Origin of the sequence: Streptomyces enissocaesilis (assembly GCF_039533765.1) — a bacterium.
Taxonomy (GTDB): Bacteria; Actinomycetota; Actinomycetes; order Streptomycetales; family Streptomycetaceae; genus Streptomyces; species Streptomyces enissocaesilis.
Genome location: NZ_BAAAUD010000009.1, coordinates 1 through 22,017, shown reverse-complemented (window position 1 = coordinate 22,017; position 22,017 = coordinate 1). Strand labels below are relative to the sequence as shown.

The 22,017-nt window shown below is 70.5% G+C and carries 25 protein-coding genes and 1 pseudogene; 16 read left to right on the top strand and 10 right to left on the bottom strand.

From position 1 onward, the window contains the following. Positions 1-142: 142 nt before the first annotated feature. Positions 143-862, top strand: coding sequence for a 3-oxoacyl-[acyl-carrier-protein] reductase (gene fabG, locus ABD374_RS02950; protein WP_344490100.1), 720 nt, complete (start codon positions 143-145; stop codon positions 860-862). Between the two features lie 4 nt (positions 863-866). Next, entirely contained in the window at positions 867-1,634 is a 768-nt protein-coding gene (gene fabI / locus ABD374_RS02945; protein WP_344490097.1) for an enoyl-ACP reductase FabI, read from the top strand. Positions 1,635-1,647: 13 nt separating this feature from the next. Here the strand turns inward: fabI and ABD374_RS02940 are convergent, their stop codons facing one another. Further along, positions 1,648-1,824, bottom strand: coding sequence for a hypothetical protein (locus ABD374_RS02940; RefSeq protein ID WP_344490094.1), 177 nt, complete (start codon positions 1,822-1,824; stop codon positions 1,648-1,650). A gap of 127 nt (positions 1,825-1,951) precedes the next feature. Between ABD374_RS02940 and ABD374_RS02935 the strand changes: the two genes are divergently transcribed. After that, entirely contained in the window at positions 1,952-2,302 is a 351-nt protein-coding gene (locus ABD374_RS02935) for a hypothetical protein (RefSeq protein WP_344490091.1), read from the top strand. Between the two features lie 82 nt (positions 2,303-2,384). On the opposite strand, the gene ABD374_RS02930 is transcribed toward ABD374_RS02935, so the two are convergent. Next, positions 2,385-3,062 carry a FadR/GntR family transcriptional regulator gene (locus ABD374_RS02930; protein ID WP_344490088.1) on the bottom strand — a complete coding sequence of 226 codons (678 nt, stop codon included), beginning with the start codon at positions 3,060-3,062 and terminating at the stop codon, positions 2,385-2,387. An 81-nt stretch (positions 3,063-3,143) separates the two neighbouring features. On the opposite strand from ABD374_RS02930, the gene ABD374_RS02925 reads away from it, so the two are divergent. The 4 genes from ABD374_RS02925 (at position 3,144) to ABD374_RS02910 (ending at position 5,598) form a co-directional block, all read left to right on the top strand. Further along, the gene (locus tag ABD374_RS02925) at positions 3,144-4,484 is read left to right on the top strand and encodes a CynX/NimT family MFS transporter (protein WP_344490085.1); all 1,341 of its coding nucleotides are present in this window, start codon (positions 3,144-3,146) and stop codon (positions 4,482-4,484) included. Between the two features lie 42 nt (positions 4,485-4,526). Further along, positions 4,527-4,643, top strand: a complete 117-nt coding sequence (locus ABD374_RS02920) for an SGM_5486 family transporter-associated protein (RefSeq protein ID WP_344490082.1) — start codon at positions 4,527-4,529, stop codon at positions 4,641-4,643. A gap of 150 nt (positions 4,644-4,793) precedes the next feature. Then, positions 4,794-4,997: a hypothetical protein gene (locus ABD374_RS02915; protein ID WP_344490079.1), complete on the top strand. Its 204-nt coding sequence runs from the start codon at positions 4,794-4,796 to the stop codon at positions 4,995-4,997. Positions 4,998-5,079: 82 nt separating this feature from the next. Further along, on the top strand, positions 5,080-5,598 hold the full coding sequence (locus ABD374_RS02910) for a SixA phosphatase family protein (protein ID WP_344490076.1): 519 nt from the start codon (positions 5,080-5,082) through the stop codon (positions 5,596-5,598). A 97-nt stretch (positions 5,599-5,695) separates the two neighbouring features. On the opposite strand, the gene serB is transcribed toward ABD374_RS02910, so the two are convergent. Beyond that, positions 5,696-6,913: a phosphoserine phosphatase SerB gene (gene serB, locus ABD374_RS02905; protein WP_344490073.1), complete on the bottom strand. Its 1,218-nt coding sequence runs from the start codon at positions 6,911-6,913 to the stop codon at positions 5,696-5,698. A gap of 469 nt (positions 6,914-7,382) precedes the next feature. Between serB and ABD374_RS02900 the strand changes: the two genes are divergently transcribed. Next, positions 7,383-9,977, top strand: coding sequence for an FHA domain-containing protein (locus tag ABD374_RS02900; RefSeq protein ID WP_344490070.1), 2,595 nt, complete (start codon positions 7,383-7,385; stop codon positions 9,975-9,977). Between the two features lie 111 nt (positions 9,978-10,088). On the opposite strand, the gene ABD374_RS02895 is transcribed toward ABD374_RS02900, so the two are convergent. From ABD374_RS02895 to ABD374_RS02885, 3 genes and pseudogenes are all read right to left on the bottom strand, one after another. Further along, positions 10,089-10,844 carry a transglycosylase SLT domain-containing protein gene (locus ABD374_RS02895; RefSeq protein WP_344490067.1) on the bottom strand — a complete coding sequence of 252 codons (756 nt, stop codon included), beginning with the start codon at positions 10,842-10,844 and terminating at the stop codon, positions 10,089-10,091. A 217-nt stretch (positions 10,845-11,061) separates the two neighbouring features. Further along, positions 11,062-11,415 carry a hypothetical protein gene (locus ABD374_RS34525; RefSeq protein WP_425577116.1) on the bottom strand — a complete coding sequence of 118 codons (354 nt, stop codon included), beginning with the start codon at positions 11,413-11,415 and terminating at the stop codon, positions 11,062-11,064. A 14-nt stretch (positions 11,416-11,429) separates the two neighbouring features. After that, positions 11,430-12,119 (bottom strand): annotated as a pseudogene (locus ABD374_RS02885) (SDR family NAD(P)-dependent oxidoreductase). A 185-nt stretch (positions 12,120-12,304) separates the two neighbouring features. On the opposite strand from ABD374_RS02885, the gene ABD374_RS02880 reads away from it, so the two are divergent. From ABD374_RS02880 to ABD374_RS02870, 3 genes are all read left to right on the top strand, one after another. Next, positions 12,305-13,489, top strand: a complete 1,185-nt coding sequence (locus tag ABD374_RS02880; protein ID WP_344490064.1) for a GAF domain-containing sensor histidine kinase — start codon at positions 12,305-12,307, stop codon at positions 13,487-13,489. Continuing rightward, positions 13,482-14,144 (top strand): response regulator, encoded by a 663-nt coding sequence (locus tag ABD374_RS02875; RefSeq protein ID WP_344490061.1) that lies wholly within the window; start codon positions 13,482-13,484, stop codon positions 14,142-14,144. Before ABD374_RS02880 ends, ABD374_RS02875 begins: the two co-directional genes overlap by 8 nt. A gap of 138 nt (positions 14,145-14,282) precedes the next feature. Continuing rightward, positions 14,283-14,531 (top strand): chaplin family protein, encoded by a 249-nt coding sequence (locus tag ABD374_RS02870; protein WP_344490058.1) that lies wholly within the window; start codon positions 14,283-14,285, stop codon positions 14,529-14,531. Between the two features lie 181 nt (positions 14,532-14,712). Here ABD374_RS02870 and ABD374_RS02865 read toward each other — a convergent pair whose 3' ends face one another. Continuing rightward, on the bottom strand, positions 14,713-15,507 hold the full coding sequence (locus tag ABD374_RS02865; RefSeq protein ID WP_344490055.1) for a hypothetical protein: 795 nt from the start codon (positions 15,505-15,507) through the stop codon (positions 14,713-14,715). Between the two features lie 125 nt (positions 15,508-15,632). Between ABD374_RS02865 and ABD374_RS02860 the strand changes: the two genes are divergently transcribed. From ABD374_RS02860 to ABD374_RS02845, 4 genes are all read left to right on the top strand, one after another. Beyond that, complete coding sequence (locus ABD374_RS02860; RefSeq protein WP_344490052.1) at positions 15,633-16,430, top strand: ABC transporter ATP-binding protein; 798 nt, start codon at positions 15,633-15,635, stop codon at positions 16,428-16,430. Positions 16,431-16,511: 81 nt separating this feature from the next. Beyond that, positions 16,512-16,940, top strand: a complete 429-nt coding sequence (locus ABD374_RS02855; RefSeq protein ID WP_344490049.1) for an NfeD family protein — start codon at positions 16,512-16,514, stop codon at positions 16,938-16,940. 112 nt (positions 16,941-17,052) lie between these two features. Next, positions 17,053-17,982, top strand: coding sequence for an SPFH domain-containing protein (locus ABD374_RS02850; RefSeq protein ID WP_344490046.1), 930 nt, complete (start codon positions 17,053-17,055; stop codon positions 17,980-17,982). A gap of 61 nt (positions 17,983-18,043) precedes the next feature. Then, positions 18,044-18,817, top strand: a complete 774-nt coding sequence (locus tag ABD374_RS02845) for a sulfite exporter TauE/SafE family protein (RefSeq protein WP_344490266.1) — start codon at positions 18,044-18,046, stop codon at positions 18,815-18,817. A gap of 49 nt (positions 18,818-18,866) precedes the next feature. Here ABD374_RS02845 and ABD374_RS02840 read toward each other — a convergent pair whose 3' ends face one another. The 3 genes from ABD374_RS02840 to ABD374_RS02830 form a co-directional block, all read right to left on the bottom strand. Further along, on the bottom strand, positions 18,867-19,409 hold the full coding sequence (locus ABD374_RS02840; RefSeq protein WP_344490043.1) for an HNH endonuclease: 543 nt from the start codon (positions 19,407-19,409) through the stop codon (positions 18,867-18,869). Positions 19,410-19,553: 144 nt separating this feature from the next. Beyond that, the gene (locus ABD374_RS02835) at positions 19,554-20,090 is read right to left on the bottom strand and encodes a YbhB/YbcL family Raf kinase inhibitor-like protein (RefSeq protein ID WP_344490040.1); all 537 of its coding nucleotides are present in this window, start codon (positions 20,088-20,090) and stop codon (positions 19,554-19,556) included. Between the two features lie 48 nt (positions 20,091-20,138). Further along, on the bottom strand, positions 20,139-20,921 hold the full coding sequence (locus tag ABD374_RS02830; protein WP_344490037.1) for a sporulation protein: 783 nt from the start codon (positions 20,919-20,921) through the stop codon (positions 20,139-20,141). Positions 20,922-21,060: 139 nt separating this feature from the next. Here ABD374_RS02830 and ABD374_RS02825 point away from each other — a divergent pair, with 139 nt between their 5' ends. After that, positions 21,061-21,702: a DNA-3-methyladenine glycosylase gene (locus ABD374_RS02825; RefSeq protein WP_344490034.1), complete on the top strand. Its 642-nt coding sequence runs from the start codon at positions 21,061-21,063 to the stop codon at positions 21,700-21,702. The last annotated feature ends 315 nt before the right edge of the window (positions 21,703-22,017 follow it).

Here is a 22,017-nt window from a genome sequence, read left to right as displayed (position 1 = left end):
CGCCCCGCCACCTGTTGCCCACCGCTTTCTGTAGGGACCCGACAGTGACTTCTCCGTGGTGCTGTCAGGCCCCGATTCCCCGTACGCGGTCCGGTACCGATAGTTTCGGTCGGTACCAGACCGCTATCGAAAGGGTGATCCGTTGAGCCGCTCGGTTCTCGTCACCGGAGGAAACCGGGGCATCGGCCTCGCCATCGCCCGCGCTTTCGCCGAAGCCGGCGACAAGGTCGCGTTCACGTACCGTTCCGGCGAACCGCCGGCCGCCCTCGCCGAACTCGGCTGCCTCGCCGTCAGGTGCGACATCACCGACACCGAGCAGGTGGAGCAGGCCTACAAGGAAATCGAGGAGAAGCACGGTCCCGTGGAGGTGCTGGTGGCCAACGCCGGCGTCACCAGGGACCAGCTCCTCATGCGGATGTCCGAGGAGGACTTCACGTCCGTACTCGACACCAACCTCACCGGCACCTTCCGGGTCGTCAAGCGCGCCAACCGCGGCATGCTGCGCGCCAAGAAGGGGAGGGTCGTGCTGATCTCCTCGGTCGTCGGGCTCCTCGGGTCGGCGGGGCAGGCGAACTACGCCGCCTCCAAGGCCGGTCTGGTCGGATTCGCGCGTTCCCTCGCCCGTGAGCTGGGCTCGCGCAACATCACCTTCAACGTCGTCGCGCCCGGGTTTGTCGACACCGACATGACCCAGGCGCTCAGCGACGAGCAGCGCCAGGGCATCGTCGCCCAGGTGCCGCTCGGCCGCTACGCGCAGCCGGAGGAGATCGCCGACACGGTGAGCTTCCTCGCCTCCGACGCCGCGTCGTACATCACTGGAGCCGTCATCCCGGTTGACGGCGGATTGGGCATGGGTCACTGATCACATGAGTGGAATCCTCGACGGCAAGCGCATCCTCGTCACGGGTGTGCTGATGGAGTCCTCCATCGCCTTCCACACCGCCAAGGTGGCCCAGGAACAGGGTGCCGAAGTCATCCTGACCGCCTTCCCCCGTCCCACGCTGACCGAGCGCATCGCGAAGAAGCTGCCGAAGCCGGCCAAGGTCATCGAGCTGGACGTGACCAACACCGAGCACCTCGACCGGCTCGAGGGCCTGGTCCGCGCGGAGCTCGGTGGTCTCGACGGCGTCGTGCACTCCATCGGCTTCGCCCCGCAGGACGCGCTCGGCGGCAACTTCCTCAACACGCCCTTCGAGTCCGTCGCCACCGCGATGCACGTCTCGGCGTTCTCGCTGAAGTCGCTCACCATGGCCTGCCGCCCCCTGATGGGCAGCGGCAGCTCGGTCGTCGGCCTCACCTTCGACGCCCAGTTCGCCTGGCCGCAGTACGACTGGATGGGCCCGGCCAAGGCCGCGCTGGAGGCCACCTCCCGCTACCTCGCCCGCGACCTGGGCCCGGAGAGCATCCGCTGCAACCTCATCTCCGCCGGACCGCTCGCCTCCATGGCCGCCAAGTCCATCCCCGGCTTCTCGGAGCTGGCGGGCGTCTGGGACGACCGCTCCCCGCTGAAGTGGGACATGACCGACCCGGAGCCGGCCGGCCGCGGAGTCGTCGCGCTGCTCTCCGACTGGTTCCCGATGACGACGGGCGAGATCATCCACGTCGACGGCGGCCTGCACGCGATCGGCGCGTAACCGCAGTCAGCTCTCACGAAGCCGCGCGACCGTCCAGCAGGCGGCGCGCGGCTTCCGTGCGCTCCGGGTCGATCCGGATGCGTACGCCGTCGAAGTCCGGCCCCCCGGTCGCGTCGGGCGCCATCCGGGACGTCGTGCCGTCCGCCGTCGAGGACGGGTCGAGGGGGCTGCCGGGCAGGCCGTCGGCCATGAACACGTCCCGTCCGGTCCGCCCCGGGACCGGCACGAGTCCGCCTCGAGTCGAAAAGACCGGCGACTCCCCGCAGACTGAGGAAACCGGGACGTACCCGGCGCTCTGTGGGGAGGAGGTGGCTCATGTGCGCCCGTCGAACCGTCGAGCGGCAGCCGGCGTGCTGTCCTTGGTCGCCCTGGCCGGACTGGCCGCCCCCGCCCTCGCCGAGCGCGCGGCGGACCCCGGGCAGGAGACCGTGCCCGCGCCCTCCGGTTCCACCTGCTGGACGACCGTCGAGGGCTCCCGTGTCGTGGCGCACTGCCACAACCCGTATCCCGAGACCGACCTGGTGCGCCTGCACACCGAGTGCGAACGCTGGTGGGACCTCGACGCGGACGGCGCCCCCGTCGAGGTGGGCCCCGCGCAGACGGTGCGGCTGACCGACCGCTGCTGGAAGGAAGTCCGCGCGGCCTGGGTCAGCCACCACCGGATGTAGCGCCCTCCCGCACTCTCCCGCAGCCGCCCAGCCGCCTGCCGCACCGCCCCCTACCGGACCGCCCCCTACCGGACCGGCCGCCCTACCGCACCCGGTCCCCGAGGCACTTGAAGGAGTACCCCGCCGCCTCGGTGGCCGCCGTCTGGGCGTCCCGCGCGCGGATCGCCTCGATCAGCCGCCCGTGGTCCATGTGGTCCTCGGGGCGCAGCTCCTGCCCCACGTCGTCGCGCAGCCAGTCGCGCAGCAGGTCACCGAGGTCGGCGTAGAGCCCGATGAGTACGTCGTTGTGCGAGGCGGCGACCACGGCCAGATGCAGCGTCGCGTCCGCGCGGACGAAGAGCTCCGCGTCGCCCGAGGCCCACGCCTCCTCGCGCCGCGCGAGCACCGCGTCCAGCTGCCGCACGTCCCGTTCGGTCCGCCGCTCGGCGGCCAGCCGGGCCGCCGAGGACTCCAGGGTCGAGCGCAGCTCCGCGATGTGGCGGGGGTCGGCGTCCGCGAACCGGCGGTGCATGACGCCGGCCAGCTCGCTGGTGGCGATGACGTACGTACCGGAGCCCTGCCGGATGTCCAGCAGGCCGTTGTGCGCGAGCGCGCGCACCGCCTCGCGGACGGTGTTGCGGGCCACTCCCAGCTGTTCGACCAGCTCGGGCTCGGTCGGGATGCGCGAGCCCACGGGCCACTCGCCCGAGGTGATCTGGTTGCGCAGCTCGGTGATCACCTGGTCGGCGAGGGCCGAACGCCGGGGAGAGGTCAACGCCATGGTGCTCCTCGTTCGCGCGGGATCCGGGGACGGGTTCGGAGAAGTGGACAACCAATCATCCCATGATTCTATGATGGTGCCATGCCCGACGACGAGACCAGGACCCTGAGCCCCGCCGCCCCCACTGTTCCCCCCGCTTCCACCGCACCGGCCGATCCCGCGGAGGGCCCCGTTTCCGTACCGTCCGCACCGAGAGAACAGCGGAAGCGGCCGGTCTGGGTGACCCGGACCGTGGTCCTCGGGCTCGTCCTCGCCGCGCTCAACCTCCGCCCGGCCATCACCAGCCTCGGCCCGCTGCTCGAAGAGGTCCGCGCCGGACTCGGCATGAGCGGCAGCGTCGCGGGCCTCCTGACCTCCGTGCCGCCGCTGTGCTTCGCGGTCTTCGGCCTCACCGCCCCGCGGCTCGCCCGCAGGTTCGGCCCCGGCGCGATCGTCTGCGCGGGCATGGCCGCCATCGCGGCCGGCCTGCTGATCCGCCCCTACCTGGGCTCCACCGCCGGATTCCTCGCGGCCAGCGCACTCGCCCTCATGGGTATCGCGCTGAGCAACATCCTGATGCCGGTCATCGTCAAGCGCTGGTTCCCCGACCGCGTCGGCCAGATGACCGGGCTGTACTCGATGGCCCTCGCGCTCGGCACCGCGCTCGCCGCGGCCGCCACCGTTCCCCTGACCCAGGGGCTGGGCGACAGCTGGCAGACCGGCCTCGCGGTGTGGGGCTCCCTGGCCGCCGTCGCCGTACTGCCCTGGCTCCTCCTCACGCGCCACCCCAGCACCCGCGCGCCCGAGGAACACAAGGATCACGCAGCAGCCCAGGAGCACGGCAGCGCCCCCGCCCCCACCCCGAGCATCACCCGCAGCCGTACGGCCTGGGCGCTCGCCTGCTTCTTCGGCCTCCAGGCCACCGCCGCGTACATCACCATGGGCTGGATGCCGCAGATCTTCCGCGACGCGGGAGTCTCCGCGGGCACGGCCGGTGTGCTGCTCGCCGTCACCATGGCGATGGGCATCCCGCTCGCGTTCGTCATCCCCCGCGTCGCCTCCCGCATGCGCACCCAGGGCCCGATCGTGGCCGTCCTCGGCCTCTGCGGTCTCCTCGGTTACGCCGGCCTCTACCTCGCCCCCGCCTCCGGAGCCTGGGCGTGGGCCCTGCTGCTCGGCGTCTCCAACTGCGCCTTCCCGCTGGCCCTGACCATGATCGGCATGCGGGCGAAGAGCGGCGCGGGCGTCGTCCGCCTCTCCGCCTTCGCCCAGAGCACCGGCTACCTGATCTCGATCCCCGGACCGCTGCTGGTCGGCGTGCTCTACCAGCACAGTGGCAGCTGGGGCCTGCCGATCGCCCTGATGGCGGGTCTGATGGTGCCGCAGATCGTGGTCGGCGCGCTGGCCGGCCGCAACCGCACCATCGAGGAAGAGCTCCGCTGACCCGGCCGGATCCGGACGCGCGAAGGGTGCGAGACTGGCCGTATGCCTGTACTCGACCCCCACCCCCAGAACGGCCAGAAGAAGCTGCTCCTCGTGCTCGGCGCGATGCTCGGCATCACGGTGATCATCGCGATCATCGCGACCCTGGCCTCGCCGTGAGCCCCGGTGCCGGGCCCGACGGTGGGGCTGTCCCCACCGTCCCCTAGGGGGCCAGGTTCAGGGTGAAGTGGGTGGATCACCGGATGGGCCCGCGCGCCCGCACTCCGTAGGTTCGACGTACATCAGTCGGACAACACGACGGAGGCGGCCATGGCGGCCCGCGCACACATCCGGACCCACCCCCCGGCCTCCCGCGTCGACGTCCGCCTCCCCTGGTGGGCCCTCGTCCTCCCCGCCCTCGCCTTCGCCGTCCTGCTCCTCCTCATCGCCGGGCCCGGCCAGGCACACGCGGCGACCGGCGATCCGGCGGTCGCGCACCTCGTGGAGCGCATCCAGCAGACCCTGTCCCACTAGCCGCCCGCACCCCGTTCACCCGTGCTGGGGGAGCCTTCAACACTCTGCGCCCCGTGGCACGATCCATGCGAAGCTGGGATGCATGAGCGTCGATACACCCCGCAGGATCGTCCTACTCCGGCACGCGAAGGCCGACTGGCCGGATGTGTCCGACCATGATCGGCCGCTCGCCGACCGGGGCCGCATGGACGCCCCGGTCGCCGGACACCGGCTGGCGGACACGGGCATCACCTTCGACCTGGCTCTGTGCTCGACCGCGACCAGGTGCCGTGAGACCTGGAAGCTGGCCGTACAGGAAATGCCGAGGCGCCCCAGGACCGTCTACGAGGAGGGGCTGTACGAGGCCACCCTCGGCGACATCCTCGCGCTCCTGAACGAGACCCCGGACGAGGTGAACGACCTCCTCGTCGTCGGACACAACCCCGGTATGCACGCGGCCGCCGACGCCCTCGCGGGCTCCGGCGAGGGCGACGCCCTGGCCCGCATGAGCAGGAGTGGTTTCCCGACCGCGTCGTTCGCGATCATCGGCTTCACCGGCTCCTGGAAGACGGTGGAGCACGACGTGGGCGAGCTCCTGGACTACTGGGCCCCGCACGACTGACCGCGACCCCCTTCGAGCGGTACCGAGCGGTACGGGCAGAGGCCCCGGCGCGGACCAGTCCGCACCGGGGCCTTCACGTCACCGCCCGCTCACCCGCTCACTCCGCGAGGCCGTCGGCGGCCTCGACCTCTTCCCGCGTGATACCGAGCAGATACAGCACGGTGTCCAGGAAGGGCACGTTCACGGCGGCGTCGGCGGCCTTGCGCACGACGGGCTTGGCGTTGAAGGCGACACCGAGACCCGCCGCGTTCAGCATGTCGAGGTCGTTGGCGCCGTCGCCGACCGCCACGGTCTGCGCGAGCGGTACGCCCGCCTCGGCGGCGAAGCGGCGCAGCAGCCGGGCCTTGCCCGCGCGGTCCACGACCTCGCCGACGACGCGGCCGGTGAGCTTTCCGTCCACGATCTCCAGCGTGTTGGCGGACGCGAAGTCCAGCCCGAGCCGCTCCTTCAGGTCATCGGTGACCTGGGTGAACCCGCCCGACACCACGCCCACTTGGTAACCGAGCCGCTTGAGCGTACGGATCAGGGTGCGGGCGCCCGGCGTGAGCCGCACTTCCTGCCGCACCTTGTCCACGACCTCGGCGTCGAGCCCGGCGAGCAGCGCGACGCGCGCGTGCAGCGACTGCTCGAAGTCCAGCTCGCCGCGCATCGCCCGCTCGGTCACCTCGGCGACCTTGTCCTCGCAGCCCGCGTGCGCCGCGAACAGCTCGATGACCTCGTCCTGGATGAGCGTGGAGTCCACGTCCATCACGACGAGGCGCTGGGCGCGCCGGTGCAGCCCGGCCGACACCACGGCCACATCGATCCCGAGCTCCGCGGCCTCCAGCGCGAGTGCGGTGCGCAGGGGCTCGGTCTCCGTACCGGAGACGGCGAACTCCACCGCGGTGACCGGATACTTGGCCAGCCGGAAGATCCGGTCGATGTTGCCGCCGGTCCCGGTGATCGTGGCCGCTATGGCGGCGGTCGACTCCGCGGTCAGGGGGTGCCCGAGCACGGTGACGTGGGAACGCCCGCTGCCGCGCGGACGGTTGTCGCCCGTACCCGAGATGATCTCGGCCTGGAGCTTGAGGGAGCCGGCCCAGCTGTGCACGGTGGCACGCAGTTCGCCGGCGGTGCTCACGGTCGGCTCGGTGACGAGGGCGCACAGGACGATACGGCCACGGGTGACGACCTGCTCGATGTCGACGACGTCGACGGAGTAGGCGGCCAGCGTGTCGAAGAGCCCGGCGGTGATCCCGGGGCGGTCCTTCCCGAAGATCTTGACGAGGAGGGTGGGGGCAGCGTCAGTGGACTGGCTGGGCTGAGATGCGCTCATGATGTCTCTACCGTATCGGGCCCTCTCCCGGCCCTCATCTCCTGTCCCGAGGGCCGGACACGCGAGGGAAGGCCCCGGCCCCGGAGCCCCGGGCCGGTCTCGCTCCGAGTGGCGTGATGTCGACGGTCGGCACCGCCTCCGCCCCCTCGGGGCCGGACGCCGGGACCTCGCCGGACGGGCCGACCGGACCACCCGCCCCGAGGACCGTCACCGCCGCTCGCACGCATCAGGGCTCCGATCTGTGCCGGAACGTCCCGGGCTGTCGGCATCACCCATGGTCCGTGCGGACTCATGGGTGTTTCTCCCTCTACGGGGCTATTTCTCCCGGGGCGACGGGCGGTCCGTACGCGGACTTCGCAAGCCCGGCTTCCTCATCGGGGACCGGGCCTGAAATAGTTCCTCACGATGTTCAGCATCCCTAGACTCCCTGCGACGGGGGGAACTCGGGGGACGACTAGTGGGGCGCGGAGTGCCGGAACTCGTACTGGAATTGAATGGAAGGTCCTGGACGCTCGATCCGTCCAGGTCGTACACCCTCGGACGTGATCCGCAGGGCGATGTGGTGGTCGACGACGCCAGGGTCTCGTGGCGGCATGCCACCGTCAGCTGGGGCGGCCGTAGTTGGGTCATCGAGGACCACGGAAGCACCAACGGCACGTACGTGCAGGGCCAGCGCATCCACCAGATGGAGATCGGCCCCGGCTCGGCGGTCCACCTGGGCAATGCCACCGACGGCCCGCGGCTGAGCCTCTCCGGCGCGGGCGTGCCCGGCGGGCAGGGCGCGATGGCCCACCAGCAGGCCCCGCACCAGCAGGCCCCGCACCAGCAGGCCCCGCACCAGCAGGGCGCTCCCGGCTGGGCGGCCCAGGCGCCGCCTCAGCAGCCCCAGCAGGCGTGGCAGCAGGCACCCCACCAGGCCCAGGGACCCCATCAGGCTCAGGTGCCCCATCAGGCTCAGGTGCCCCATCAGGCGCAGATGCCCCATCAGGCGCAGGTGCCGCACCAGCAGGGCGGCCCGGCCGGTGGTGCCGCGGGGGCTCCGCCGGTGTACGGCGACCGCAGCCCGACGACGTTCCACCAGGTGTCCATGGGCCGCGTGATGCGGATCGGCCGTGCGCTGGAGAACGAGCTGGTCGTCTCCGACCTCCAGGTGTCCCGCCTGCACGCCGAGTTCACCGCGACGCCCGACGGCCGGTTCCAGATCAGCGACCTCGGCAGCCACAACGGCACGTACGTCAACGGTCAGCCGATCCCCAAGTCCGGCACCGCGCTGCTCGGCCCCAGCGACATCGTGGGCGTCGGTCACTCGACGTTCCGCCTGGTCGGCGACCGCCTCGAAGAGTTCGTGGACACCGGCGAGGTCTCCTTCTCGGCCCGCCACCTCACCGTCACCGTCGACGGCGGCAAGCAGATCCTCAAGGACGTCTCCTTCGGCGTACCGGAGAAGTCGCTCATCGCGGTCATCGGCCCCTCGGGCTCCGGCAAGTCCACCCTGCTCAAGGCGCTCACCGGCTACCGGCCCGCCAACCAGGGCGACGTCCTCTACGACAACCGCAACCTGTACAAGCAGTTCGCCGAGCTCCGCCAGCGCATCGGTCTGGTCCCGCAGGACGACATCCTGCACAAGGAGCTGACCGTCAAGAAGGCCCTCAAGTACGCCGCCAAGCTCCGCTTCCCGGCCGACACCACCGAGGCCGAGCGCCAGCAGCGCATCGACGAGGTCCTCGGCGAGCTCAAGCTGGACATCCACAAGGAGAAGAAGGTCACCTCCCTCTCCGGTGGCCAGCGCAAGCGTGTCTCCGTGGCCCTGGAGCTGCTGACCAAGCCGTCGCTGATCTTCCTCGACGAGCCGACCTCCGGCCTCGACCCGGGCATGGACCGCGACGTCATGCAGCTGCTGCGCGGCCTCGCCGACGACGGCCGTACGGTCCTGGTCGTCACGCACTCCGTCGCCGAGCTCGCGATCTGCGACAAGCTCCTGGTCATGGCGCCCGGCGGGTCCGTCGCCTACTTCGGCCCGCCCGAGGAGGCCCTGAACTTCTTCGGCTACACCACCTGGGCCGACGTCTTCTCCGCCTTCGAGAACTACCGCGACTACGACTGGGCGGGCCGCTGGCGCGGCTCCCAGCACTACCAGATGTACGCCGCGGACATCGACGCCGTCGCCGCACAGCCCGTACACATGCCGTCCCCGCAGCAGATGCGTCCGCCCAAGCCGCAGAGCTGGGGCTCACAGCTGTGGACCCTGATCCGCCGCTACGTGTCGGTGATCGTCTCCGACAAGGGCTTCATCGGCCTCATGCTGATCCTCCCGGCGGTGCTGGGCATCGTCAGCACCGTGATCCCGGCGGACAGCGGTCTGGGCTTCGGCCCGGAGAGGAACAGGCTGATCAACAAGGACGCCGGCATGATCCTGCTGATCCTCGCGGTCGGCGCCTGCTTCTCCGGCGCCGCCAACTCCGTCCGTGAGCTCATCAAGGAACGGGTCATCTACGAGCGGGAAAGGGCCACCGGCCTCTCCCGTTCGGCGTACCTCATGTCCAAGGTCATCGTCCTCGGCGCGATCACCGCCCTGCAGGGCGTGATCCTCGCGGCGATCGGCTTCGGCGCCCGCGCGAAGCTGCCGGCCGAGGGTGTCCTCTTCGAGGAGTACCCGGTCGTCGAGATGACCCTGGTCATCAGCGCGTTCGGATTCACCTCGATGATGTTCGGCCTGGTCATCTCCGCCCTGGTGAAGACCGCCGAGAAGACCATGCCGCTGCTGGTCATGTTCGCGATCGTCCAGCTCGTCTTCACCGGTGTCCTCTTCCAGCTCCACGACAGCCCCGGCATCGAGCAGGTCGCCTGGCTGATGCCGTCGCGCTGGGCCGTCGCCGCCCTGGGTACCACGGCGCAGCTCAACGTCGTCGCGCCCTGGGACCCGGACAACCTCGACGCCCTGTGGAACCACACCGCCGGCCAGTGGACGGCCGACATGGGCGTACTGCTCGGCATCGGCCTCCTCTGCGGCTTCGTGGTGGTGCGCCTGCTGCGCCGCCACGAGCCCGAGGTCATGCGCAAGTAACGGGCGCGCCGGTACCGCGGTACGGCGCGCGACGAACGCCGGAAGGGCGGCACCTCACAAGGTGCCGCCCTTCCCGCATGTCCCGCTCGTGTCAGTCGGTCTCAGTCAGTCTCAGTAGGCGCTGTCGACGTTGTCGATGGAGCCGTACCGGTCGGCCGCGTAGTTGGCGGCGGCGGTGATGTTGGCGACCGGGTGGTACTGGTCGTGCGGCGTACCGGGGATGTGGTACGCGTCGAAGGTCGGCTTGATGACCTGGAGCAGGCCCTTCGACGGGATGCCGTTCTGGGCGTTGATGTCCCAGTTGTTGATCGCGCGCGGGTCGCCGGAGGACTCGCGGATGATGTTGCGGTGCAGGCCCTCGTACGTACCGGGGATGCCGTGCTTCTTCATGATGGCCAGCGACTCGCGGATCCAGCCGTCCAGGTTGTTGGCGTAGACCGGCTTGCGCGCGGCGGCGCGGCTCGCGGCCGCCTGCTCGTCGGCGCGCTTCTTCGCCGCGGCCTTCGCTTCGGCCGCGGCCTTCACCTTGGCCTGAGCCGCGGCCTTGGCGTCGGCCTTGGCCTTGGCGGCCGCCGCCACCTTCGCGTCGGCCTTCGCCCTCGCGTCGGCCACGGCCTTGGCCATCCGGTCGGCGCCGACCTGCTGCTGCGTGATGCTCGTGTGCACCGTCTTGGCCTGGGCGCTGCCGGCGGCCGCCGACCATGCCACCGGGGCGGCGGCGACGGTCTGCGTGTCGGCCTCGGCGGATGCGTTGCCCGGGACGAGTGAGAACGTGAGGGCGGCGGCGCCGAGAGTGGCGACACCGGCGATCGAGAACTTGTGGTTCTTGTTCAGACGACCATGACCAAGAGCGCGGAAAGCGGACATGCAGACGTACCTCTTCGAGTAGCGGAAGCCGCGGAGTCGGTGCGACGGCAGCCATTGTTAGCGTCCGCAAAATCCTGTGGCAAAGGTGTGACGTACGATCCCCGGTAGTGGACCGGGACCCTCGCACACCTGCCTGGTGCTGGGCGATACCCAGCCCAAATGCCCCTTAGTCATCCACTAGGGCCCTTCGTAAGTGACGTGGATCCTATGCGCGGGCTCACACGGAGCCTCCGGCGATCTCACCAATAGTTGCTCGTGCGATGCCCAGCGTGAGGGCTCTCCTCCGGGTGGTCGAGGGGTACGTCGCCGACTCGTGCCAGAGGGAGAGATGCCTCGGCGCCTCGGCGTGACCGCGGTCCGGCGCGGCCCGCCCCGCGATCGCCTCCGGCATCAGCAGATGCGGCGCCTGCGGCTCGTGCAGCCCGGTCGGCTCCCGGAATACGTGGTGCGCGACCTCCGTACCCCACGACACCAGCAGCCGGACATCGTCACGCCCCGAGCCGCGCTCCTCCGCGGGCACGCGCGCCGACGGCTCCTCCGGTACGCGCAGTCCGCCGAGCACGGCCGGCACCCTTGCCGCTCCCTTCACCGCTGCACCTCCCGTCCCAGGAGCGCCGACGCCGTGCACCGGCCGCTCGCGGGCCGCTCGTCGAGCGGCCGCAGGAAGGCCGGGACCGCAGCGCCGGGTTCCGGCCGCCCCGCGTCGTCGTCCGGTACGGCCGCCGCGTACAGGCCGGTCCGCATGTCACCCGGATCGACCGCCCACACCCGCAGCCCCGCCTCCCGCCTCCTCCTGCGCCGCTGCCGCCGACAGCTGGTCGAGCGCCGCCTTCGAAGCCCCGCACCCACCCCAGGTCCCGTACGCCTCCACCGCTGCGTCCGCACCCACCGAGACCACCGCCCCCCGCCTCCCGCAGCAGTGGCAACGCTTCCCGCACGCGCCCGGGCGCCACCACCACACTCGTCCCCAGCACTGCCCGCAGCGCCTCCAGCCGCACGAGCGGCTCCGCACCCAGTGCGCTCGCGTTGTTCACCGGCAGATCCAGCCCGCCGAGCCCGCGCGGCGGCCACCAGCTCCGCCCGGTGCACGGCGTCGGTGACGTCCCCGGCCACGGCCACCACCCGCGTCCCGTACGGGCGCGCCTCCCGCGCCGCGTCCTCCAGTACGGCCCCGGTCCTGGCGTCCAGCACCAGGTCCCAGCCCCGCTCCGCGAGCCCCGTCCCCAGCGCCCGCCCCCGTCCCTGCGAGGCCCCCGTGGTGAGCGCAACCGGCATGGCAGGCATCCCCTTCGCCGTACCTTCGCCGCATCGGCGCGCCCTCACCGTGGGAATCCGTCCCCACCCGGCGCCTCCTGCGCCGGCCCCACCGCACCAGGGCACTTCGGCCTACGCCCTGCGCCCCGGTCCCGGGCCGCCCCGAGTCCGATACGACCGCCGCACCCCACCGGTACGGTGATCACATGAACCACCCCCGGGCTCACCGTCCCGTTCGGGCAGGGGAGACGCCTTCCCCGCGCTCCGGCCTCACCGCCGTGAGCACCGCACTGCTCGCGATGAGCCGGCACCTGGAAGTGCGCGACGTCCTCAAGACGATCGTCGCCTCCGCCCGTGAGCTCCTGGACGCGGAATACGCCGCGCTGGGGGTCCCCGACGACCACGGCGGCTTCGCCCAGTTCGTGGTCGACGGCGTCAGTGAGGAGCAGTGGAAGGCCATCGGCCCGCTGCCCCGCCAGCACGGCATCCTCGCCGCGATGCTGCACGGCGCCGCCACCGAGCGCCTCGCCGACGTGCGCAAGGACCCCCGCTTCGAGGGCTGGCCCTCCGCGCACCCCGACATGTCCGACTTCCTGGGCCTGCCCATCCGCGACGGCGACGAGGTCATCGGCGCGCTCTTCCTCGCCAACAAGCGCTGCCCCAAGCCCGACGGCGCCTGCGGTTTCACCGAGGACGACGAGGAACTGCTCGGCATGCTCGCCCAGCACGCCGCGATCGCCCTGACCAACGCCCGCCTCTACGAGCGCAGCCGCGAGCTGACCATCGCCGAGGAACGCTCCCGCCTGGCCCACGAGCTGCACGACGCCGTGAGCCAGAAGCTCTTCTCCCTGCGCCTGACCGCCCAGGCCGCCGCCGCCCTCGTCGACCGCGACCCGGCCCGCGCCAAGGGCGAACTCCAGCAGGTGGCCGCGCTCGCCGCCGAGGCGGTCGACGAACTGCGCGCCGCGGTCGTCGAGCTCCGCCCCGCGGCCCTCGACGAGGACGGCCTGATCGCCACCCTGCGCACCCAGATCCAGGTCATGGACCGCGCCCACACGGCCCGGGTGACCTTCACCAGCTCCGGCGTACGGGCCCTGCCCGCGGCCCAGGAGGAAGCCCTCCTGCGCGTCGCCCAGGAGGCCCTGCACAACGCGCTGCGCCACTCGGGCGCGGTCCACGTCGACGTCGTACTGGAGAAGAACGGCCAGGGCGCCCGCCTGCGGATCACGGACGACGGCAGCGGCTTCGACCCCAAGAGCGTACGCAGAGCGGGCCGTCACCTCGGCCTGGTCTCGATGCGTGACCGCGCCGGCGGCGCGGGCGGCAGGCTCACTGTGGAATCGGCGCCCGGCAAGGGCACCACGATCGAGATGGAGGTCCCCGGTGGCTGAGGCCGCACGACCGTCAAAGACCGGAATCCGCGTCCTGCTGGTCGACGACCACCAGGTGGTACGCCGTGGCCTGCGCACGTTCCTGGAGATCCAGGAGGACATCGAGGTCGTCGGGGAGGCCGCGGACGGCGCCGACGGCGTGGCCCGGGCCGAGGAACTCCGCCCCGACGTCGTCCTCATGGACATCAAGATGCCCGGAACCGACGGCATCGACGCCCTGCGCAAGCTCCGCGAACTCGCCAACCCCGCCAAGGTCCTGATCGTCACCAGCTTCACCGAACAGCGCACCGTCGTACCCGCCCTGCGCGCCGGGGCCTCGGGCTACGTCTACAAGGACGTGGACCCGGACGCCCTGGCCGGCGCGATCCGCTCCGTACACGCCGGCCATGTCCTCCTCCAGCCCGAGGTCGCGGGCGCCCTGCTCTCCCAGGAGGACGGGAACAACGGCACGGGCCGGGGGAGCACGCTCACCGAACGGGAGCGGGAAGTGCTCACCCTGATCGCGGACGGCCGCTCCAACCGGGAGATCGCCCGCGCGCTGGTCCTCTCCGAGAAGACCGTCAAGACCCACGTGTCGAACATCCTGATGAAACTGGACCTCTCCGACCGGACCCAGGCGGCGCTGTGGGCCGTCCGACATGGGATTACGGGTTAAGCGGACGATCTGCGCCCCGGCCCGAGATTCATACTGTCGGGTGTATGTCGCCCGAATGGCGCATCCCGAGGGGCCTCCGGGCGTTTTTCATGACGTGCTGCGGCGGCTGGCCGCAGCGACGTCTAGGAGGATCCTGAAGTGAAGAACCTGAAGAAGGCCGCTGCCGTCACCATGGTCGCGGGCGGCCTCCTCGCCGCCGGCACCGGCGTCGCCTCCGCCTCCGACGGCGGCGCGCACGCCCAGGGCAAGGCCGTCCAGTCCCCGGGCGTCGGCTCCGGCAACCTGGTCCAGGTCCCGGTTCACGTCCCGGTGAACGTTGTCGGCAACACCGTCAACGTCATCGGCGTCCTCAACCCGGCCTTCGGGAACGACGGCATCAACCGCTGACCGGTCCCGTTCGGGCGGTGACCACCGGCCCCCAGGCGCACAGCGCGCCTGGGGGCCGGTCGCGTGTTCCGCCCCCGGCTCCCACCCTTCTCGACGCACCCCTCGCACCCCTCGGCGCCTGGCGGGCTCCGGGGTGCTGCGCCGGAGTCCGTCCGGCGGGGCGGGACCCAGGGTGCTCTCGTCAGCGCTCCTCGCGGCGCTCGCGTTCCTCCACCCACGCGTTGTACGCCGCCACCTGCGCCCGCCGCGCCACCCGCTCCACCGGCCGCAGCGCCTCCCCCCGCGCCGCCATCTCGGACGCACTCACCGCGCCCCCGTGCCCGTTCTCGTACGCCACCGAGACGAGCAGCCCGACCCGCTGCGCGAGTTCCAGCACCCGTACCGCCCGCGGCGGGTACCCGGGGGCCAGCACCTCACCACCGCCACCCTCCACCCGCGCCCGGTACGCGTCGATCGCCGCCTCGGCCACCGGGCCCGACCCCGCCACATCGAGCCGCGAGAGCACCGCCGTCGCGTCCCGCAGCGCCTCCGCCAGCTCCCGCTCCGCCTCCCCGAGCGAGGGCACATCAGCAGGTGGCGCCTCCCGTACGGGCAGGCAGTGCCACACCACCTCGACGTGCACGTCCCCGGCCGGCCCCGCCTCGTACACCTCCGGCACCAGCCCCAGCGCCGCCCCCGAGCAGACCACCGCCTCCTCCGCGTCCAGCGCCCGCGCGTTGAACTCCGGCGGCCCACTGAGCCCCAGCGGATGCCCGGGCGCGGGCAGCGCCACCCGGAACCCCGTCACGCCCAGCGCGCGCAACCGCCCCAGGGCCAGCGTGAGACCGACCGGCCCCGCCTCCCCGGGCACACCTTCCACCCGGTGCACCGCGTCCTCCCCGACAATGGCGAGCGCCACGTGATCCGGCGAAACAAGTCCGGCCAAAAGGGCGTTTCCCCATGCGGCCAGTCGTCCTGAGCGAGGTTCGGAAAGCATGGACCCAGCCTAGGGAATGGGACCTAGGGGCCGGACCGCCCGACCGGTGGCGTAGGTTTTCCCTGGGAGCTGTGCCCACAGGCACACCCAACATTCTCGAGACTGCATGGGGAGACAACGCGCTCATGAGCGATGTACTGGAGCTGGTGGACGTATCCGTGGTCCGCGACGGACGCGCTCTGGTGGAAGACGTCTCCTGGTCGGTCAAGGAAGGCGAGCGCTGGGTCATCCTCGGCCCGAACGGCGCCGGCAAGACCACCCTGCTGAACGTCGCCTCCAGCTACCTCTTCCCGTCCACCGGCACCACCAAGGTCCTCGGCGAGACGCTCGGCAGCCCCGGCACCGACGTCTTCGAGCTCCGCCCCCGCATCGGCATGGCCGGCATCGCGCTGGCCGACAAGCTGCCCAGGCGCCAGACTGTCCTCCAGACGGTGCTCACCGCGGCGTACGGCATGACCGCCACCTGGCACGAGAACTACGACGAAGTCGACGAGCAGCGTGCCCGCGCCTTCCTCGACCGCCTCGGTATGACCGACTACCTGGACCGGAAGTTCGGCACGCTCTCCGAGGGCGAGCGCAAGCGCACCATGATCGCCCGCGCGATGATGACCGACCCCGAGCTGCTGCTCCTCGACGAGCCCGCTGCCGGTCTCGACCTCGGCGGACGCGAAGACCTCGTCCGCCGCCTCGGCCGCCTCGCCCGCGACCCGTACGCCCCCTCGATGATCATGGTGACGCACCATGTCGAGGAGATCGCCCCCGGCTTCACCCACGTCCTGATGATCCGTCAGGGCAAGGTCCTCGCCGCGGGCCCCGTGGAGACCGAACTGACCTCCCGCAACCTCTCCCTCTGCTTCGGCCTGCCGCTCGTCGTCGAGCGCAGGTCCGACCGCTGGACGGCCCAGGGCCTGCCGCTCGGCTGACCCGCCCACGCCCGGGCCGCGTTCCGCCCGCGGCCCGCTCGCGCCCTGTCCGCGAAGACTCCCCGCGCCTACCATGACCACGTGGACATCGACGCATGGGTGTGGTGGCTGATCGGCGCCGTCGGGCTGGGAATCCCGCTCGTGGTGACGGCGATGCCCGAATTCGGAATGCTGTCGGCGGGCGCGGTCGCCGGCGCCGTGACCGCGAGCCTGGGCGGCGGTGTGGTCGCGCAGGTACTGGTCTTCGTCGCCGTCTCGGTCGCGCTCATCGCGGTGGTACGCCCGATAGCGGCCCGGCACCGCTCCGAACGCCCCCAACACGCCACCGGAATCGACGCCCTGAGGGGACGTCAGGCGGTCGTGCTCGAACGGGTCGACGGGAGCGGCGGCCGGATCAAACTGGCGGGCGAGGTCTGGTCGGCCCGGTCCTACGACGCCGACCAGACCTTCGAACCGGGCCGGCAGGTCGACGTCATCGAGATCGACGGAGCAACGGCAGTGGTCATGTGAGCCGAACACCCCGCACACCGGCTCGTGTTCTGGGAAGATTGATCATCAGATCGTCCGCACACGACCTGGCCGGTCTCCCGAGAAGCACGATACGAAGGGCACGGGAAACGCGATGTCATCCGTCATCATCGTCCTGATCATTCTGGTGGTGCTGGTCTTCATCGCCCTGATCAAGACGATCCAGGTCATCCCACAGGCCAGCGCCGCCATCGTGGAGCGCTTCGGCCGCTACACCCGCACCCTCAACGCGGGACTGAACATCGTCGTCCCGTTCATCGACTCGATCCGCAACCGGATCGACCTCCGCGAACAGGTCGTGCCCTTCCCGCCCCAGCCGGTGATCACCCAGGACAACCTGGTGGTCAACATCGACACCGTCATCTACTACCAGGTCACCGACGCCCGCGCCGCGACGTACGAAGTCGCCAGCTACATCCAGGCGATCGAGCAGCTCACCGTCACCACGCTGCGCAACATCATCGGCGGCATGGACCTGGAGCGGACCCTGACCTCCCGAGAGGAGATCAACGCGGCGCTGCGCGGCGTCCTCGACGAGGCCACCGGCAAGTGGGGCATCCGCGTCAACCGCGTCGAGCTCAAGGCGATCGAGCCCCCCACCTCCATCCAGGACTCGATGGAGAAGCAGATGCGCGCCGACCGCGACAAGCGCGCCGCGATCCTCACCGCCGAGGGCATCAGGCAGTCCGCGATCCTCACCGCCGAGGGCGAGAAGCAGTCCGCGATCCTGCGCGCGGAGGGCGAGGCCAAGGCGTCCGCGCTGCGCGCGGAGGGCGAGGCCCAAGCCATCCGTACGGTCTTCGAGTCGATCCACGCGGGCGACCCGGACCAGAAGCTCCTCTCGTACCAGTACCTCCAGATGCTCCCGAAGATCGCCGAGGGCGATGCCAACAAGCTCTGGATCGTGCCCAGCGAGATCGGCGACGCGCTCAAGGGCCTCAGCGGCGCCTTCGGCAACTTCAGCGGTGGCGCCCCGGGCTTCAACACGGGCCAGGAGCGCCGCCAGGACCCCCCCGTCGACTGACGCGCACCCATCTCGTGCATGATCGTTGCTCGGCACACCGATCATGCACGAGAGGCACACCGTGACCATCTGGGAGATGTTCGCCGTCTTCGCCGCGGGCGTGGGCGCCGGGACCATCAACACCATGGTCGGTTCCGGGACCCTCATCACCTTCCCGGTCCTCCTCGCCACCGGCCTGCCGCCGGTGACCGCCACCGTCTCCAACGCCCTCGGCCTGATCCCCGGCTCGATCAGCGGTGCCATCGGCTACCGCAAGGAACTCACCGGCCAGCGCCGCCGCATCCTGCGCATGGGCGCGGCCACCGCCGCCGGAGCCCTCTGCGGAGCCGTACTGCTCCTCGCACTGCCGGCGGACGCCTTCGAGACGATCGTGCCGGTCCTGGTCGGCCTCGCCCTGGTCCTGGTGGTCCTCCAGCCCCGTATCACCCGGGCCGTCCAGCGCCGCCGCGAGCGCAACGGCTCCGACGCCGCCCCCGACCCCGACGGCGGCCCGCTCCTCATCACGGGCCTTCTGCTCGCCAGCGTGTACGGCGGCTACTTCACCGCGGCGCAGGGAATCATCTACGTCGCCCTCATGGGCATGCTGCTCAACGACACCCTGCAACGCCTGAACGCCACCAAGAACGTCCTCGCCGCGATCGTCAACAGCGTCGCCGCGGTCTTCTTCCTCTTCGCCGCGGAGTTCGACTGGACCGCCGTCGCGCTCATCGCCGCCGGCTCCACGCTCGGCGGCCAGCTCGGCGCCAAGATCGGCCGCCGCCTGCCACCGACCGCCCTGCGCGCTCTGATCGTGGCCGTGGGCACCGTCGCGATCGTCCAGCTGGTACTGCGCTGACATACAGAAGCCCGCCTCCTGACGAAGGCGGGCTCACCCCTCCGGGCGCCTACGCGGACTGCGCCAGTTCTCCCCGGTGCCTCGGCTCCGTCCGGGCGGGGGAGACCCCGCCCGGCAGGGCGAACCACTCGTTCGCCCCCAGCGACAGCAGCATCGCGTCGGCGGGCGAAGGCACGAACGGCCGCCGCAGCAACGGCATGCCCGCCTCCTCCGGCGTACGGTCCGCCTTGCGGTGATTGTCCTCCGCGCAGGACGCCACCGTATTCAGCCAGCCGTCCCCGCCGCCCTGGGCTTTCGGTATCACATGATCGACGGTGGTAGCCCGCCGCCCGCAGTACGCGCACCGGTGCTGGTCCCGTATGAGCACACCGCGCCTCGACCACGGTGCCTGTCTTCGGAAGGGCACCCGGACGTACCGGCAGAGCCTGATCACCTGCGGCACCGGAAGCTCCACGGCGGCCGCGCGCATCAGCAGTCCGGGGCGGGCCTGTTCGACAACGGCCTTGTCCTGCAGGACGAGCACCACCGCCCGGTTCAGCGTCACCGTAGACAGCGGCTCGAAGCTCGCGTTCAGTACCAGCGTGTCCCGCATCCCGCCCACCCTCCCTGCGCCGGCCCGCCTCGTGGCGGGCTTGGATCAACTCTGACCGGGCACACCGAGATGGACAACGCAATAAAAAGATGCCCGTCCCTGATCTCTTCCAAGACCGGGGACGGGCAAACAGAAAGTGAACGGTCAACTCGCCGCGGGGGCCTCGTATTCGGCGACCAGCTGCGCACGCCCGAGCGTGTGGAACCGCAGATTGAACCCCACAGCGGCGGGAGAGGTGTCGGCGTCGGGCCCGAGCTCCTCCGTGTCCACCGCGTACACGGTGAACACGTAGCGGTGCCGCTCACCGGCCGGCGGGGCGGCCCCGCCGAAGTCCTTCGTCCCGTAGTCGTTACGGGCCTGCACCGAGCCCTCCGGCAATCCCTCGAACTTCTCGCTGCCCGCCCCGGCCGGCAGCTCCGTGACCGACGCAGGAATGTCGAACACGGTCCAGTGCCAGAACCCACTGCCGGTCGGGGCGTCGGGATCGAAGCACGTCACGGCGAAGCTCTTCGTCCCGGCGGGAAATCCTTCCCACCGCAAATGCGGCGACGTGTTGCCGGCCGCGTACACCTGGGCGTCCTTCAGCACCGCCCCGTCCGCGACGTCCTCACTCACCACCGTGAACGAGGGCACCGGCGGATGGAAGTCATGGGGAAGCGGCGGCCTCTTCGCCTCGGACACGTCTGAACCTCCGATGTGGACTGTGCGGCTACCTGACAGCTCCCGAGCCTAGAGCCAGTTGCGCTGACCGCCGACCTGGGCAAGCCACTGATTGAGGTAAGCCACCCAGTCGGTTCCCTGGAAGTCGTTCAGCCCGACCTTGAAGGCCCGGTAGGAGTCGCTGCTCTCACTGAAGAGCCCCGGCTTCTTGTCCATCTCCAGGACGACATCCATCTCGCGGTCGTCCGCGACGAAGGTCAGCTCGACCTGGTTGAGCCCGCGGTACTGCTGCGGCGGCTGGAACTCGATCTCCTGGTAGAAGGGCAGCCGCTGACGCGTCCCCCGGATGTGGCCACGCTCCATGTCCGCGCTCCTGAAGCGGAAGCCCAGCTGTACGAAGGCGTCGAGAATCGCCTGCTGCGCCGGCAGGGGGTGCACATTGATCGGGTCCAGGTCGCCCGAGTCCACGGCCCGCGCGATCTCCAGCTCGGTCGTGACGCCGATGTTCATGCCGTGCAGCTGCTGACCGGCGATGCTGGTGATCGGGGTCTCCCAGGGAATCTCCAGGCTGAACGGCACCACGTGCACCGCGCCCGCCTTCACCTCGAAGGCACCACCGAGCCGCTGCTTCGTGAACTCGATGTCCTGCTTGACCTCCTGGTCACCGCCCTCGACCTCGACGCGCGCCTGCAGCCCGACGGAGAGCCCCTCGATCTGCTGATCGACCGAGCCGCCCTGAATGCGCACCTCGCCCTGCACCACACCACCAGGCACGACGTTCGCCTCGGTCAGCACCGTCTCCACCGACGCGCCACCGGCACCCAGACTCGCGAGCAACTTCTTGAAGCCCATGTCCTACTCCCCAGATTCTTTAGGTTCTGACCACTACGAACGCGGAAGCCCTGCACCCGGTTCCGCGCCCCCACCCTGGCAAAGCACACGCCGTGTGACCATCTGCCCGAACAGATGGCTTCCAGTACGCTCGGAGGGCATGATCAAGGATCCCGACCGTACGCCGCTCAGCAGGACGTTCTTCGACCGCCCCGTACTGGAGGTCGCCCCCGACCTCCTGGGACGCACTCTCGTGCGACTGACCGACGACGGCCCGATCGAACTCCGCATCACCGAGGTCGAGGCATACGACGGCCAGGGAGACCCCGGATCGCACGCCTACCGCGGAAAGACCCCGCGCAACGCATCCATGTTCGGCCCGCCCGGCCACGCGTACGTCTACTTCATCTACGGCATGTGGTTCAGCCTGAACCTGGTCTGCGGCCAGGAGGGCAAAGCGAGCGGTGTCCTCCTGCGCGGAGGAGAGGTGACGAGCGGCCACGAGTTCGTGCGCAAGCGACGACTCTCGGCCCGGAACGACAACGAACTGGCCAAAGGCCCGGCACGCCTCGCCACGGGACTCGCCATCGACCGCACCCTGGACGGCACCGACCTCTGCGCCGGCCCCGAGTCCCCTCTCTCCGTACTGCACGGCACGCCCGCCCCCACTGACCTGGTGAAGAACGGCCCACGTACCGGCGTGGGCGGCGAGGGCGCCGACCATCCCTGGCGTTTCTGGATCAGCGGCGACCCCACGGTGAGTCCTTTCAGGGCTCACAAGCCACGCCACCGACGAACTTGACGCGGACTCGACGGACACCTAACGTAGTCCGAGCCGCTTGAGACGGGCACTGCTGTCGGTACGGGCTTTCAGCCCCACCCAGAGCGCCCCGAAGCGGCCAACCCACTACCTACGATTTCCCTGACGGGTTCGTTTTCGGCATGCCCGAATTCCGTCCCGCCGTCTCGATTATGAGCCGCAAGGGAAATCCGCTAAAGTAGTGACCACGCCGAAAGGGAAACGCGGAAGCGGGGAACTGGAAGGCGACCGGGGAAGTCGGACACGAAAGTGTCTGATAGAGTCGGGAACACGAAATACGGAAACGAAAGCCCGGAG

What these genes read in the sequence shown, in the direction of transcription:
- fabI (WP_344490097.1), top strand. Translation starts at nt 867, where the DNA reads ATGAGTGGAATCCTCGACGGCAAGCGCATCCTCGTCACGGGTGTGCTG.
- serB (WP_344490073.1), bottom strand. Translation starts at nt 6,913, where the DNA reads ATGAGCGCATCTCAGCCCAGCCAGTCCACTGACGCTGCCCCCACCCTC.
- ABD374_RS02880 (WP_344490064.1), top strand. Translation starts at nt 12,305, where the DNA reads ATGAACCACCCCCGGGCTCACCGTCCCGTTCGGGCAGGGGAGACGCCT.
- ABD374_RS02895 (WP_344490067.1), bottom strand. Translation starts at nt 10,844, where the DNA reads ATGTCCGCTTTCCGCGCTCTTGGTCATGGTCGTCTGAACAAGAACCAC.
- ABD374_RS02930 (WP_344490088.1), bottom strand. Translation starts at nt 3,062, where the DNA reads ATGGCGTTGACCTCTCCCCGGCGTTCGGCCCTCGCCGACCAGGTGATC.
- ABD374_RS02860 (WP_344490052.1), top strand. Translation starts at nt 15,633, where the DNA reads ATGAGCGATGTACTGGAGCTGGTGGACGTATCCGTGGTCCGCGACGGA.
- ABD374_RS02840 (WP_344490043.1), bottom strand. Translation starts at nt 19,409, where the DNA reads ATGCGGGACACGCTGGTACTGAACGCGAGCTTCGAGCCGCTGTCTACG.
- ABD374_RS02910 (WP_344490076.1), top strand. Translation starts at nt 5,080, where the DNA reads ATGAGCGTCGATACACCCCGCAGGATCGTCCTACTCCGGCACGCGAAG.
- ABD374_RS02940 (WP_344490094.1), bottom strand. Translation starts at nt 1,824, where the DNA reads ATGGCCGACGGCCTGCCCGGCAGCCCCCTCGACCCGTCCTCGACGGCG.
- ABD374_RS02865 (WP_344490055.1), bottom strand. Translation starts at nt 15,507, where the DNA reads ATGCTTTCCGAACCTCGCTCAGGACGACTGGCCGCATGGGGAAACGCC.
- ABD374_RS02830 (WP_344490037.1), bottom strand. Translation starts at nt 20,921, where the DNA reads ATGGGCTTCAAGAAGTTGCTCGCGAGTCTGGGTGCCGGTGGCGCGTCG.
- ABD374_RS02915 (WP_344490079.1), top strand. Translation starts at nt 4,794, where the DNA reads ATGGCGGCCCGCGCACACATCCGGACCCACCCCCCGGCCTCCCGCGTC.
- ABD374_RS02920 (WP_344490082.1), top strand. Translation starts at nt 4,527, where the DNA reads ATGCCTGTACTCGACCCCCACCCCCAGAACGGCCAGAAGAAGCTGCTC.
- ABD374_RS02925 (WP_344490085.1), top strand. Translation starts at nt 3,144, where the DNA reads ATGCCCGACGACGAGACCAGGACCCTGAGCCCCGCCGCCCCCACTGTT.
- ABD374_RS02825 (WP_344490034.1), top strand. Translation starts at nt 21,061, where the DNA reads ATGATCAAGGATCCCGACCGTACGCCGCTCAGCAGGACGTTCTTCGAC.
- ABD374_RS02850 (WP_344490046.1), top strand. Translation starts at nt 17,053, where the DNA reads ATGTCATCCGTCATCATCGTCCTGATCATTCTGGTGGTGCTGGTCTTC.